Annotated in this window: 11 protein-coding genes; 3 read left to right on the top strand and 8 right to left on the bottom strand. The window is 48.7% G+C overall.

Going from position 1 to position 14,144, the window contains the following annotated elements:
* Positions 1 to 228: 228 nt before the first annotated feature.
* From BpJC4_RS05880 to helD, 6 genes are all read right to left on the bottom strand, one after another.
* Positions 229 to 585, bottom strand: coding sequence for a hypothetical protein (locus BpJC4_RS05880; protein WP_151679938.1), 357 nt, complete (start codon positions 583 to 585; stop codon positions 229 to 231).
* A 628-nt stretch (positions 586 to 1,213) separates the two neighbouring features.
* Positions 1,214 to 2,839, bottom strand: a complete 1,626-nt coding sequence (locus tag BpJC4_RS05875) for a glycerol-3-phosphate dehydrogenase/oxidase (protein ID WP_151697641.1) — start codon at positions 2,837 to 2,839, stop codon at positions 1,214 to 1,216.
* Positions 2,840 to 3,075: 236 nt separating this feature from the next.
* The gene (gene glpK, locus BpJC4_RS05870; RefSeq protein WP_151679936.1) at positions 3,076 to 4,566 is read right to left on the bottom strand and encodes a glycerol kinase GlpK; all 1,491 of its coding nucleotides are present in this window, start codon (positions 4,564 to 4,566) and stop codon (positions 3,076 to 3,078) included.
* Positions 4,567 to 4,578: 12 nt separating this feature from the next.
* The gene (locus BpJC4_RS05865; RefSeq protein WP_151697640.1) at positions 4,579 to 5,379 is read right to left on the bottom strand and encodes an MIP/aquaporin family protein; all 801 of its coding nucleotides are present in this window, start codon (positions 5,377 to 5,379) and stop codon (positions 4,579 to 4,581) included.
* A gap of 247 nt (positions 5,380 to 5,626) precedes the next feature.
* Complete coding sequence (locus BpJC4_RS05860; RefSeq protein ID WP_151679934.1) at positions 5,627 to 6,187, bottom strand: glycerol-3-phosphate responsive antiterminator; 561 nt, start codon at positions 6,185 to 6,187, stop codon at positions 5,627 to 5,629.
* A gap of 189 nt (positions 6,188 to 6,376) precedes the next feature.
* Positions 6,377 to 8,668 (bottom strand): RNA polymerase recycling motor HelD, encoded by a 2,292-nt coding sequence (helD, locus tag BpJC4_RS05855; RefSeq protein ID WP_151697639.1) that lies wholly within the window; start codon positions 8,666 to 8,668, stop codon positions 6,377 to 6,379.
* Between the two features lie 232 nt (positions 8,669 to 8,900).
* On the opposite strand from helD, the gene BpJC4_RS05850 reads away from it, so the two are divergent.
* Together BpJC4_RS05850 and BpJC4_RS05845 are read left to right on the top strand one after the other, a co-directional pair.
* Positions 8,901 to 9,908, top strand: a complete 1,008-nt coding sequence (locus BpJC4_RS05850; protein ID WP_151697638.1) for a glycosyltransferase family 2 protein — start codon at positions 8,901 to 8,903, stop codon at positions 9,906 to 9,908.
* A gap of 22 nt (positions 9,909 to 9,930) precedes the next feature.
* Positions 9,931 to 10,827, top strand: a complete 897-nt coding sequence (locus BpJC4_RS05845; RefSeq protein ID WP_151679931.1) for a cation diffusion facilitator family transporter — start codon at positions 9,931 to 9,933, stop codon at positions 10,825 to 10,827.
* 521 nt (positions 10,828 to 11,348) lie between these two features.
* Here BpJC4_RS05845 and BpJC4_RS05840 read toward each other — a convergent pair.
* Positions 11,349 to 12,650, bottom strand: coding sequence for a CitMHS family transporter (locus BpJC4_RS05840; RefSeq protein ID WP_151679930.1), 1,302 nt, complete (start codon positions 12,648 to 12,650; stop codon positions 11,349 to 11,351).
* 196 nt (positions 12,651 to 12,846) lie between these two features.
* On the opposite strand from BpJC4_RS05840, the gene BpJC4_RS05835 reads away from it, so the two are divergent.
* Positions 12,847 to 13,116 carry a hypothetical protein gene (locus tag BpJC4_RS05835; protein WP_151697637.1) on the top strand — a complete coding sequence of 90 codons (270 nt, stop codon included), beginning with the start codon at positions 12,847 to 12,849 and terminating at the stop codon, positions 13,114 to 13,116.
* A gap of 343 nt (positions 13,117 to 13,459) precedes the next feature.
* On the opposite strand, the gene BpJC4_RS05830 is transcribed toward BpJC4_RS05835, so the two are convergent.
* Complete coding sequence (locus BpJC4_RS05830; protein WP_151679928.1) at positions 13,460 to 14,140, bottom strand: response regulator; 681 nt, start codon at positions 14,138 to 14,140, stop codon at positions 13,460 to 13,462.
* Between the last annotated feature and the right edge of the window lie 4 nt (positions 14,141 to 14,144).

The raw sequence follows: 14,144 nt of genomic DNA, 5'->3' as shown, positions 1-14,144 counted from the left end.
GTTTGCGCTTACAATTTAGTGGTTCGAATTATATTTCTATTATATAACAGGTTCACTTTATTTTCATTATTTTTATATTGAAAAGGTTTTGTTTTTTTAGAGGTATGCAAAAAAACGGCGAGATGCCCTGTACGGCACGCCGCTTTTTGTGAAACAAAGTTTTTGGCTACAAATTGCGGACTTTTCCAACGCCGAATTCATTTTTTCTTAAAAATACTTCTTCTGCCATTATAGGCAAAGATCATGGATGGATGAGGAAAGCGTTGCTTTGTCGCGGTCTCCTGCCCCGAAAGCTGCTTTGCCCTGATATCGGTCGCGTCCTGAGGATACTGGACCCAGGCATCCAAATGGTTCGGCACAGTTGAAGATTAAATCCGCAGCCAGATTGGCAACGGAGACCAAGTAATTGTCAACAACATACTGGTATTCGTTCATCACTTTTTCAATCGTTGTATGGATATTTTTGTAGCTTTCCGGGGGCTCGATGTTGTTGATTTGGTCAAATTCATGCTGCATGCCGCCGAGCACGGCCACCATGTCCAATTTCCATTCCAGGTCTTTAAATTCTGCAAAATCAATCTGCATTTTTGCAATGGGGATGCGGCTCTTTTCTCTTTTTTTCTATTTTTCTCCGATTTCTTTTATCTTTCCGCTGATTTCCAAAGGATGTTCGCCGATTTTTTGGTCTTTTCGCTGATTTTTCGAGGAAGTTCGCTGATTCCAGAAAAAGAAAGGAGGGGAACGGCTGGAGTTTCAGACTTTAACGCTGTTTTTAGGAGAAATCTTGACAAAGTTCAGTGCCGTTTCCTCCTTTTTTTGCTCAGCGCCGATTTTTTGGTCTTTTCGCTGATTTTTTGAGGAAGATCGCTGATTTCCCTCTAGTTTCCGCTGATTCCTCTAAAATGAGTAGACTGACCGGCTGCCGTTTCAAGTTTCACCGCCGGTTTTTCAGCTATTTTCTGACGGAGATGCAGCTCTTTTCTCTTTTTTTCTATTTTTCGCCGATTTCTTGTACCTTTCCGCTGATTTACAAAGGATGTCCGCCGATTTTTTGGGCAGTTCCGCCGATTTTTTCAATGTTACCGCTGATTCCTAAAATGGATGAAATGACCAGTTGCCGTTTCAAGTTCCACTACCGATTTTTTCCGGGGGTTCCCCAAACCTCCTCACCCTGATTTTCCATTTCAGCTGCCCCCACTTTGGGTTGTGGACGCTACATTTCCGGCACGGCTTCGCGGATCGCTTCTTCCAATTCTTCCCTGTATTGTTTTTCCGTATCGGAATCCCACGAAAATTCGCGCCCCATCCAGGCAATGACAGGCTCTTTCCATTGGCGAACCCAGTTGATGTCAAAGAAAAGCGTACCGGTGCGGCGGATGAAAAAGTCAACCGGTTTAACGGCCATTTCCTGCTCCACCGCGTATTTGAGCAATGCATACACTTCCCGCGGCAGCCCGGCATCGCCCCCGTTTTTCGCATACACAAAAAGCTGGTCCGCGTTCGTGCCGTATTTTTCCACAATCGCACTGCTTGCTTCAGGAGATAAGCCGCAATCTTCCCCTTCTTTGCTTTTTGATTCAATAAAAGCCGGGAAATTTTCTGAACCGCCGACATCACCGCCGGATATCGGCAGATGTTTCGTTTGGCACGGTCGGAAATTGCCATCGAGCCTTTTCGCAACAAGATCGACGACGGTTTCCGCCATTTTCCGATAGCCCGTCAGTTTTCCGCCGGCGATCGTGATCAGGCCGCTTTCCCCTTCCCAAATTTCGTCTTTACGCGAGATTTCGGATGCGTCTTTCCCTTCTTCATAAATCAAAGGGCGGACACCGGCCCAGCTCGATTCCACATTACGGACAGCTGCTTTTACAGATGGGAACATAAAACGGATTGCTTTTAAAAGATATTCAATGTCTTCCGGCAGCGGTTTCGGATGCACCGGGTCCTTGTCATAAAACGTATCCGTTGTGCCGACATACGTTTTGCCGCCGCGCGGGATTGCAAAAACCATTCTGCCGTCCGGCGTGTCAAAATAAATGGCCTGGCGGAGCGGGAATATGCTTTGGTCAAAGACGATGTGGACCCCTTTCGTGAGGCGCAGCCGTTTTTTCCCCGGCGCATCTTTATCCCGCATTTTGTCGCTCCACGGGCCGGTCGCATTGACTACCGCTTTTGCCCGCACTTTTACAGTTTTCCCGTTGATTTGGTCGCGGACAAGGGCTCCTGTGATGCGGCCGTTTTCGTAAAGGTAATCTTCGGCTTTTGCGTAGTTTACGGCAAGCGCCCCGTGTGCAACCGCCGCTTTCATCACTTCGATCGTCAGCCGCGCATCGTCTGTCCGGTATTCAACATAATAACCGCCGCCTTTGAGCCCGTCTTTTTTAATGAGCGGCTCTTTTTCCAATGTTTCCGCGGCCGACAGCATTTTCCGCCGTTCCTGTTTTTTTACGCCGGCCAAAAAGTCGTACAGCCTTAAGCCGATGTTTGTTGTAAACGCGCCGAACGTCCCCCCTTTGTGGAACGGAAGCAGCATCCATTCCGGCGTTGTCACATGCGGCCCATTTTCATAAACGATCGCCCGTTCTTTTCCGACTTCAGCCACCAGTTTCACTTCAAATTGTTTTAAATACCGGAGCCCGCCGTGGACAAGTTTGGTCGATCTGCTCGAGGTGCCGGCCGCAAAGTCCTGCATTTCAACAAGCGCCACGGACATGCCGCGCGCCACTGCATCATAGGTAATGCCCGCCCCCGTGATGCCGCCGCCGATTACGAGCAAGTCAAATTCCTTTCCGCCCATCTTTTGTAAAATTTGATCACGCTGTTTACTTGAAAATTCCATTTCCGTCGCCTCCGTTATTTGATGATCGGGAAATTCACCCGCTTCCTAAGACGGGGTCCCGCCCGGCTCTTTTTTCCCGCGGGAGACGTGACTTCCTCGGGAAAATTGAACAGAGCCAAAAATCAAAAAGAGACCTGTAACAAGCATTATGGAAATTTTTCCATAAAACTAGCCAGGTCTCTCTGCATCTCTTGACAAGAATATGAACTTTTAACAATTATAACAAAACTTTTTTCTTATTTGAAAGCGATTGTGGCTTGGATTGCTTTTTTCCATCCGGCATACAGGGCGCCGCGTAAAGCTTCGTCGAGTGATGGTTCAAATTTGCGCTCGATTTTCCATTGTTTGGCGATTTCTTCGCGCGATTCCCAGTATCCGACGGCAAGGCCCGCCAAATACGCCGCACCGAGGGCGGTCGTTTCGCTCACGACCGGGCGCTCAACCGGTACGCCTAAAAGATCGCTCTGGAACTGCATAAGGAAATTATTTTTCACCGCTCCGCCGTCCACGCGTAATGTTTTCAGCGGCAAACCCGAATCTGCTTCCATCGCATCCAGCACATCTTTCGTCTGGTAGGCAAGTGATTCGAGGGTGGCGCGGATAAAATGCTCTTTCGTCGTGCCGCGCGTCAGCCCGAACACCGCGCCGCGCACATCGCTTTCCCAGTACGGCGTGCCGAGCCCGACAAATGCCGGCACAACATACACACCATCGGTTGATTCGACCCGTTCCGCGTACGATTCGCTTTGGGCGCTGTCTTTGATCATGCGCATCCCATCGCGCAGCCATTGGATGGCGGATCCGGCGACAAAAATACTGCCTTCAAGCGCATATTCAACCTTTCCGCCAATTCCCCAGGCAAGTGTGGTCAAAAGCCCGTGTTTTGACGCAACCGCTTTTTCGCCGGTGTTCATGAGCATAAAGCAGCCGGTACCGTACGTATTTTTCGCCATGCCTTCTTCATAGCAGGCCTGCCCAAACAATGCCGCCTGCTGGTCGCCAGCCACACCCGCAATCGGGACTTCTTCGCCGAAGAAATGATGCGGTGCCGTTTTGGCGTAAACATGGGAGGACGGCTGGACTTCAGGGAGCATCGAGGCCGGGATATCGAGCATTCCGAGTAGTTCCGGATCCCATTTTAAATCATAAATATTATAAAGCAGCGTCCTTGACGCATTAGAATAGTCGGTCACATGGGCTTTTCCTCCTGAAAATTTCCAGATCAGCCATGTATCGATCGTCCCGAAAAGGAGTTCGCCTTTTTCTGCACGTTCCCTTGCCCCGTCAACATGGTCGAGGATCCATTTGATTTTTGTGCCGCTGAAATACGGGTCGACCAAAAGCCCTGTTTTTTGGCGGATCATGTCTTCATGCCCTTTTGCTTTTAAATCGGCGCAAATCCCCGCTGTCTGCCGCGACTGCCAAACGATCGCGTTGTAAATCGGATGGCCCGTATTTTTATCCCAAACGACTGCCGTTTCGCGCTGGTTTGTAATTCCGATCGCGGCCACCTGCTTCGGCTGGATATCCGCCTCTGTTAAAACGGTTGCAACAACAGCCAGCACCGATGCCCAAATTTCATTTGCATTGTGCTCGACCCAGCCCGGTTTCGGGAAATACTGGGTAAATTCCTGCTGCGCGGTGTGTACGACTTCCCCGTTTTTGTTGAACAGGATCGCCCTTGAACTCGTTGTCCCCTGGTCAATCGATAAAATATACTGCTCCATGCCGTTTCCCCCTCATACGTTCTTTTTCTTGTTTTCTACCATCCATATTACCAGTAATACAAGCAAACACGTTAGCAAAACATACCAAAAGGAAGGTGTCCAGTCGCCTTTAAATACAGCATGGTAAAAAACGCCTCCGAGTGCCCCCCCCAACAGCGGGCCTGCAACCGGCACCCATGCGTATTTCCAGTTGGAAGGGCCTTTTCCCGGGATCGGCAGCAAAAAGTGAGCAATCCGCGGACCGAGGTCGCGTGCCGGATTGATCGCATAACCGGTTGTGCCGCCGAGCGAAATACCGATCGCAACGATCAGCATGCCAACGATAAACGGATTGAGACCATCTGTAAATTTATTTGCGCCGATGGTAAGGATTCCGAGCACCAAAACAAAAGTTCCGATGATTTCACTCAGCATATTCGCAAAATAGTTCGGGATCGCCGGGCCCGTAGAAAATACGGCGAGTTTTATGCCGGGATCGTCCGTTTCTTTCCAGTGCGGCAAAAAGTGGCGAAACACAACAGCCGCTCCGATCATGGCGCCGATCATTTGCGCAACAATATATTCCGCCGCTTTGGACCATGGAAAGTCCCCGTTAAATGCAAGGCCAAATGTGACGGCCGGATTTAAGTGGGCTCCGCTGTATTTTCCAACTGCATAAACGGCCATCGCGACGCCAAGCCCCCATCCGAACGTGATTACAATCCAGCCACCGTTATAAGCAAATGATTTTTTTAAATTGACGTTGGCGCATACTCCCCCGCCAAAAATAATGATAATGGCAGTTCCAATCAGTTCCCCAAGAAATGGGCTCATTTCCCGCTCCCCCTTTTACAATCGTGTGATGAACGGTGAATCTTCCTCCTTTCCGCAAAAAAGAACAAGAAGACCCCCACTACCGCAATTGGATCGCTGCGAGTAAGGTGATCTCCTTGTTCTCCGTCAAAGTTATTAACTTATTTAAGATGATAACGCTTACTTCCCGTTCTGTCAATAAATGTTCACAAAAAAATTTAAGTTCCCGGCGGCCTATGATCATGGCCGCCGCTTTGACTAGCTATTTTTATTTTCTTGCCGCAAACATATCCCAAAGTTCCGTGTCCGAAGTTGTGATGCCCTCTGCCCCCGCTTTGAGCGCATTTTCCACATCTTCCCGGGTGCGGATCAATCCGCCGGCAAAAATCGAAATGCCGAGCCTTTGTTTTACTTCCGTGATCATCCACGGCACAATCCCGGGCAAAATTTCAATATAATCCGGCTGCGTCCTTTCGATCAATTTATAGCTTTTTTCAAGGGCATGTGAATCGATCAGAAACATTCTTTGGATCGAAATGACCCCTTTTTGTTTCGCCTTTTGAATGACATTGGATTTGGTGGAAATCAGCGCGTACGGTTTATATTCCTGGCATAAATACTCTGTTGCGTAATCATCGCTTTTCAGGCCTTGGATGAGGTCCACATGATAAATCATTTTTTTGCCGCTTGCCTTTGCCATTGCTGCGATATGCTTCAGCTGCGAAATGTGCAATTCCAGGAAAATTCCTGTCTCGTAATCACTTTTTAAAAATTTTTCAAACTCCTTCATGTTTGCCGAAGCCGGCAGTATTTTTTGTGACAGAACCATTTTCCTCTCCCCTTACGTTTTTCATAACATTAGTTTACCATTTGGAAGTGGTAAATGCTTCCATCCTGCCCGGGAAAAGGGGAAGCTTCGGCTGATATTCCGCCCTGTTTCACGTTTTCTGTGAAAAAACTAATCCGGTAGCGTGGAGAAGGCCCTTTTTTGGTTGCGAGCAAGACGATCATGGATGTTTTATTCCTCCACATACAAATCCTCCGGCACTTTATCGAGCAGCGGGGTCACGGGGCCGTTGCTGACCAAAACAAGGTTGTGCATGGCCCGGGTGCCGACCGTGTACAGCAGGTTGCGTTCCGCTTCATCGTGGTACGTGGCCGCTGAAACATCGAGCACAATGACACTGTCGAATTCCAACCCTTTCGCGAGATAAGACGGAATGAGGATCGTACCTTCCGGGAGGCCGCTGTATTCTTTTTCAATAAACGTCAGATCCAGTTCTTCCCGCAGTTTTTCGTAAGCCTCCTCGCATTGCTTCCGCGATTTGCCGATGATCGCGACCGTGTTGCTTTCCGCGGATAATTTTTTCACATAAGCCGTGATTTTCGCGATGGCTTCCTCTTGACTCCCCGCAACGGCCACAACCGGCAGTGCGCCTTCGCGATCGAACCATTCGATTTTTTCCCCGTCTTGTAAAATTTCTTTCGTAAAGCGAGTGATCGCGGCTGTCGAGCGGTAGCTTTTTGTCAAATAAACGACCTGTGCCTTTTCTTCCCCGAAAATGTCCTTGATCAGTTCCATCTGCGGTCGGCCGCTTGTGCCGAAAATCGACTGGTTCAAGTCGCCGAGCATTGTGAATTTACTGTACGGGAACAGATAGCGCAAATAAGCCAGCTGAACCGGCGAGTAATCCTGGATTTCATCGATAAAAACATATTTGATCGAACTGCTCATCATTTTGCCAGTTGCAAGGTCGAGCAAATACATGTACGGCACCGTGTCTTCAAACGGCAGCCAGCCTTCCTGGAATGCAGCCCGCGTTTTCGCATCGAGCGGACCTTCTGCACCACGGACAAATTCCGGCGCTTTTTTCAGGAAGTCCAGATACTGCGCCCGGATATGGAAATACCGGAACTGCTTAATATGCTTTCGGATCGAGCTGAAGCGGCGGTTGACAATTTTTCGCGCCAAAAATTCTTTTTCATAGGCAGTACCGCTGAAATCATCCCTGTTCTGGCGCATTTTTCTTTCGGCGTATTTATGGGCCGCCAAAAAAGCCTCCTGCCCGAGCAGTTCGATTTCTTCTTCCACCCACGGTTTTTTGCGCTCCTCTTTTGAAATGCGCTCCAGTTCTTTCAGCAATTGTTTGCTGACAAGCTGGAAACGGTTCGGCAGCGAATAGCTTTCATCATAGGCGTAAAACATGGCGGCAATGTCTTCTTTCGAAATGATCGTTTCGCCTTTAAAGCGGATATCGCGGAAAATGATCCCGCCTTCAAGCAGTTTTTTTGCATAGTCTTCAACGGCACGGAAAAATTCGAGGCTGCCTTTGATTTGCGCAGTTTCTTTATGTTCTGTTTTCCCTTCGAGCGACTCTTCCATCTGATCAAGCAGGCTTTCAACTTTTAAAGCTTTTCCGACGCGGGCCTGGGCATACTCGAGAAAAGTGGTCTGCTGCATATTGTTTTCCCCGAGTTCCGGCAGCACTTTTGAAACATAGTGGTTAAACAGCTGGTTCGGCGAAAACAGGACAATCTGCTCGGAATGGAGCGAGTCGCGGTAACGGTACAATAAATACGCGATCCTTTGCAGGGCAACTGACGTTTTTCCGCTGCCGGCAGCCCCCTGCACAAACAGCAGGTTGCTTGAAACGTCGCGGATGATCCGGTTCTGTTCTTTCTGGATCGTTGCGACAATGCTTTTCATATGGGTGCTCGCGTGATGCCCAAGAATTTCCTGCAGCATCTCATCGCCAATTGACAACCCGGTATCAAACATCGCTTCAATTTTTCCGCGGCGGATTAAAAATTGCCGCTTTAAATCCATGACTCCTTCGCGCCTGCCGTCCGGCGCCTGGTACGAAACAGGCCCCGGAACGCCGTCATAGTAAATACTTGAAATCGGCGCACGCCAGTCATATACGAGATATTCGTCCTCATCACGGTAGGAGGCGGTCCCGATGTAAATCGGCTCGGACGTCTCCCCTTCTTCATGGAAATCAACACGGGCAAAATAAGGCGAGTAAATGAGGCGATCCAGTTGCTTCACGTTTTTTTCCATATGGCCGTAGCTCCGCTCACGCTCGGCAAGGAGTTCTGCCTGCTGGCGGACGCTCGCGGAGGTTTCCACGACATCGTCCGGCTCGTCCAGGTTGACCGTCACATCTTCCCAGAACGTATTGCGGATTTCCTGTGCCTCGCCCCGGACTGCCCTTACTTTTGAAAGCAGCTCCTCTTTTTCTTTTTTCATTTTTCCAACCGTGTAATCAACACGTTTTTGCTCTTGTATCCATTCTTCGTCGTGTGGCATAAATTCGGCACCTTCCTAACTGTAAGCAAAATATTTGACGTTTCTATTTGATGTTTGCTATAATATAATAGGATAAATATATTTATCATTTTTATATGACTCCGTATTTTAGTATACCACATTTCCGGCTGATTTTCCACGTGCCGGATGCCTCTACCGCTCTTCTAAATTCTGCATAAAGTTGCGCATCCTTACAAAAAATATCCGTAATATTGTTTGGAGGTCCGCAACTATGGATAACCCTATACTCACCATTGTTGTTCCTTGTTACAACGAAGAAGCCGTTTTATATGAAACCGAACGGCAATTAACAGAAACGATTTTTTCCCTTATGAATGAAGGCCTCGTTTCGCCGAAAAGCAACATTCTTTTCATCGATGACGGCAGCCGCGACCAGACATGGCCGATCATTGAAGAAATGACAAAGAAAAACCGGCTTGTCAAAGGGTTGAAACTCTCGCGCAATTTTGGGCACCAAAAAGCGCTGCTCGCCGGGCTTGAAGCGGCAAAAGAAGAATCAGACTGCGTCATTTCCATTGACGCCGATCTGCAGGACGACGTTTCGGTCATGCGCGAATTTTTGCTGAAATATCGGGAAGGCTGTGACATTGTATACGGCGTAAGGAAAAGTAGGGAAAAAGATACCGTTTTTAAAAGGGCGACCGCACAAGGGTATTACCGGATGATGAAAAAACTGGGCGTAGATCTTGTTTACAACCATGCAGATTACCGGTTGATGAGCAAACGCGCCCTCGAGGAACTTGCCCGCTTTAAAGAGCAAAATTTGTTTTTGCGTGGCGTGGTGCCGCTGATCGGCTTTAAAACAGCTGAAGTGCTTTACGACCGGAAAGAACGGGCAGCCGGCGAGAGCAAATATCCGCTCAAAAAAATGCTCGCTTTTGCCTTTGACGGCCTCACTTCTTTCAGCGTCGTGCCGATCCGCCTCATTACGCTTGTCGGCCTTTTTACATTTTTATCGAGTAGTATCGCCGGCATTTATGCCCTTTTTGTGAAATTCTTTGGCCATGTGGATGACGGCTGGACATCCATTATTATTTCGATCTGGTTTTTGGGCGGTTTTATGCTGATGAGCCTGGGCTTAATCGGCGAATATATCGGCAAAATTTACCAGGAATCAAAACAGCGGCCGCGTTATACGGTCGAGCGGGATGCAGCCCCTGAGGCAATGGGCCAACAATTGCTGCGGTCCCATTCAGATCCGGCAAAAAGAATCAATTGATGACAACGCTGGAGGTGGAAGCATGATCACGGCACGCGAATCGCTTGCCAGGAAGGTTGCGTGGATCAGCGTTTGGAGCAATATTGTGTTAATGGCCGGAAAGACGCTTGCCGGCTGGCTCGGAAATAGTGATGCCGTGTTTGCGGACGGGATCCACTCTGCGGCGGATGTTTTTGCGTCGGTCATCGTGCTGCTCGTCATTAAAGTGGCCAACAAACCGGCGGACGCCGACCATCCGTACGGGCACGGCAAAGCGGAAGTGATTGTTTCCGGCATTGTCGGCTTATTGCTCCTGCTTGTCGCATTTTATGTCGTGTTTGAAGCGGTGATCGGATTTTTCCACCCCACCGAATCCCCTTCCCTCCTTACTTTATGGGCAGCCGTTTTTTCATATATTGCCAAACTGCTTTTATACCGTTATTCTTTAAAAATTGCCCGGGCGCATAACAGCAAGGCAATCGAAGCGATTGCCTATGACCACAAGGCAGATATTGCCGCATCAATTGCCGCGGCTTTCGGGGTGGTGTTGTCTATTATCGGGGGCAAGTTTCATCTGCCGCTTCTTTTATACGGCGATAAAGTGGCCAGTATTTTTGTCGCTTACTTGATTTTCCGGATCGCCCAGGAAATTTTGGCGGAGTCGTTTAACATTTTAATGGAAAGCAATGTCGATCCTGAACTGCTCGAAGAACTCGAGCATACGATCCACTCTTTCCCGGACGTCCGGCGCATTGACCGCATCCGCGCCCGCGAATACGGCAATTACATCCTCGTTGATATCCGCATTGCCATCGATTACAACAAAACGATCCTTGAAGGCCATAACCTCGGCCAAAAAATCAAAGAGGCCCTGATGAAAAGAAACGACCATATCCGGGAAGTACTCATCCACTTGAATCCGTTTTTCGGTGAAACATAAAAAAGGGGCTGCTCCGGCCAATGCCGGGCAGCTCCTTTTTCCTATGGTTGAGGGTATACATTATAGCAAAGGCCGCGCGACGGGCTGCCATTGAAAAAGCTTCCATGTCTTTTCTAACAGATGACTGTTTTAGAAATCCCATAAGGACCATTTTGATCCTTTTTTCGTGGCATAATGGTCTGGAGGCGTATTCTCTCGACCGTTTCTTCCCTTTTCTCGAAGCTTAATGGTCATGAGGTGACCCTTCTAAACCGTTTCTTTCCGGTTTCCGAGAGTTAATAGACATGGGAGGACTTCTCTAAACCTTTTCAGAACTATCCCGCTGCGAAACGGCTTTAAAAACTGTTCCATCACTATTCACCGGCCAATAAACTGGCTAATGATCGTTTTACAAGTATTCACGCACTAGCTGTTCCAAAATCCCCTTTTAAACAAGAAAACCCGGTGAGATAAAATAATTGTTCTCATCGGGTTTTCCCAGTTTCGCGAAAGGGGATCCTGCCCTTTTCGCTTAAGCCATTTTAAAACGGAATGACGCCGACGGCCAGCGCCACAACAATCATGACAAGCGCCGATCCGCATGCCCATTTTAAAAATGACCGCTGCAAGTCGCCAAACTCTGCGCCGACCATACCGACAAGCAAATAAGTGGACGGAACGAGCGGGCTCAACAGATGGACAGGCAGCCCCAATAATGATGCCCTGCCGATCACCGCCGGGTCAAGGCCGTATGATGCGGCAGCTTTTGCAATGAGTGGCAGGACGCCATAGTAAAACGCATCATTGGACATGAAGAATGTAAATGGCGCACTAATCAATGCCGTAATTACCGCAAAATGCGGGCCCAATGCATCCGGGACATGTGCAATCAGCGTATTGGCCATTGCGTCAATCATTTTCGTACCGGATAAAATCCCTGTAAAAATGCCGGCTGCGAAAATCATCGAGACGACCGACAAAGCATTTCCTGCATAAGCGGCCACCCGCTCTTTTTGCACTTCCATATTCGGGTAATTCACCATCACGGCGATTGCAAAACCGAGCATGAACAAAATTGCCGGCGGCAGCACTTCCATAATCAATCCGACAAGCAGTGCAATCGTTAACAGCCCGTTAAACCAGATCAGTTTCGGGCGTTTCAGCACATTGCCTTCCCCCACTTCAATGGCTGCCGCCTGCTCCAGAAATACCTCATTTTCCGTATTGGCAATCCCAAGGCGCTTCCTTTCTTTTCTTCCAAGGTAAAAAGCGATAAATAGTACAAAGAGCAAGCCGCCGATCATGGAAGGAATGACCGGTGTAAACAACTCGGAAGACTCAAGGCTGAGCGCGCTCATTGCCCTCGCCGTCGGTCCGCCCCACGGAAGGAGATTCATCACACCGGAACCCGAAACCGCGATCCCCGCCAGTACAATCGGCTTCATCCCGATCCTTTGGTACAGCGGCAGCATCGCAGATATCGTAATCATATAAGTTGTCGTCCCATCCCCGTCCAATGAAACGAGGATCACGAGAACCGCCGTCCCGATCGCAATTTTCAGCGGATCCCCTTTCACGACCCGTAAAATCGTGGAAATCACCGGGTCGAACAATCCTGCATCAATCATCAGCCCGAAATACAAAATCGCAAACAAAATCATGATGCCGGTCGGCGCAACGCTTGATACCCCGTCGAGCGCCATTTTCCCGATCCCTTTCCAAAACCCGCCAATTACAGCAAATACAACTGGAATGACCATCAAAGCAATCATAGCGGACAGCCGTTTGGTCATGATTAAAAACATAAAAACTATGATCATAAAAAAACCCATTAACGCTAACATACAGCCACCCCTTTGTTCGTTTATCTCCAGTTTACTCAAACAAAGAAGTATTGTAAGCGTTTGCAACATTAGGGATATAAAATCCTTTTTGGACATTTTGTTCATTTTGTGCACGGAAAAGCGGCGGGATTGTCCCGTCCGGCTTCAGGCATCGCTTGCACCGCCCTGAAGTCATTTTGTCAAAAAACCGGCGGAATTGTCCGCCGGTTTTGGCAATTCTTTGCGCTCCAAATTCAGTCACGAAAAACAGCGTACCCATCACACTGGTTTGGGCAGCCCCGGTTCGTTTTGTCCACGAAAAGCCAGGGCGATTTTCCTGCAGGCCCGAGCAATCGCCTCCACCGCTCAGATTCATTTTGTCCACGAAAAAGCGGGGCTGATCCCGCCGCTTCCTCCTGTTTTTTTGCTCAGCGCCGATTATTTGGGCGTTTCCGCTGATTTATTGGCCTTTTCGCTGATCTTTTGAGAAAATTCGCCGATTTTTTCAATGTTTTCGCTGATTCCTCTAAAATGAGTAGGCTGACTGGCTGCCGTTTCAAGTTTCACCGCCGGTTTTTCAGCCATTTTCTAATGGGGATGCGGCTATCCTCTCTTCTTTTCTACTTTTCGCCGATTTCTCGTACCTTTCCGCTGATTTTTTCTAACCTTCCGACGATTTCCAAGGGAAGACCACCGATTCCCCTCTAGTTACCGCTGATTCCGGAAAAAGAGAAGGGGGAGAACGGCCGTAGTGTCAGACTTTAACGCCGTTTCTTGGAAAATCTTTCAAAAGTTCAGCGCCGCTTTATCCTTTTCTGGAGGCCCGTGCTTTACACGAGGTAATATTTCCGTTCCGGTCTTCCGACAATGCCGTATTCCACTTCTGCCCTGCAAATATGTGCCGAAACCAAGTATTCCAAATAGCGGCGCGCAGTTGTCCGAGAGGCGCCGATTTTTTCGGCGACTTGCTCCGCGGACTGCCCCTGGTCCGGAAGTAGCACCGCTTTCACTTTTCCGAGCGTAATCGCATCAATCCCTTTCGGCAGCGGCGTTTCTTTAGACGCCGCTTCTTGCCGCGCCGCCCCGAACAGCGAATCGACCCACGCCTGGTCAACTGTATCCGCCGTTTGAAACAGGCTTTTTTTATCCAAGTACTTTTTGATCGCGCGTTTAAATTGATCCAGTGATACCGGCTTGATGAAATAATGCTCAACCCCATAATGGAGCGCTTTTTCAATAAAATCTTTTTCCGCGGCTGCCGTAATCATCATGATGTCCAAATGCGGAAACTGGAGCCTAAGGTCAGCCAGCAAATCAACGCCGAGCCGGTCGGGAAAATAAACATCCAAAAGCAAAAAGTCAGGCTTTTTTTCCCGAACCAACTGCAGCGTTTCTTTTGCATTCAGCGCTTTGCCCACGACTTTAAAGCAAGGAAATTCCCCCAAAAACTTTTCATGTACCTGCGCCACACGGAAATCATCTTCAGCAATCACCGCTTTTATAGTTTTCACGATC

The sequence above is a fragment of the Weizmannia acidilactici genome, from assembly GCF_008974185.1.
In the GTDB taxonomy this organism is placed as follows: Bacteria; Bacillota; Bacilli; order Bacillales; family Bacillaceae_C; genus Weizmannia; species Weizmannia acidilactici.
This window is presented reverse-complemented; position numbering and strand designations above follow the sequence as displayed.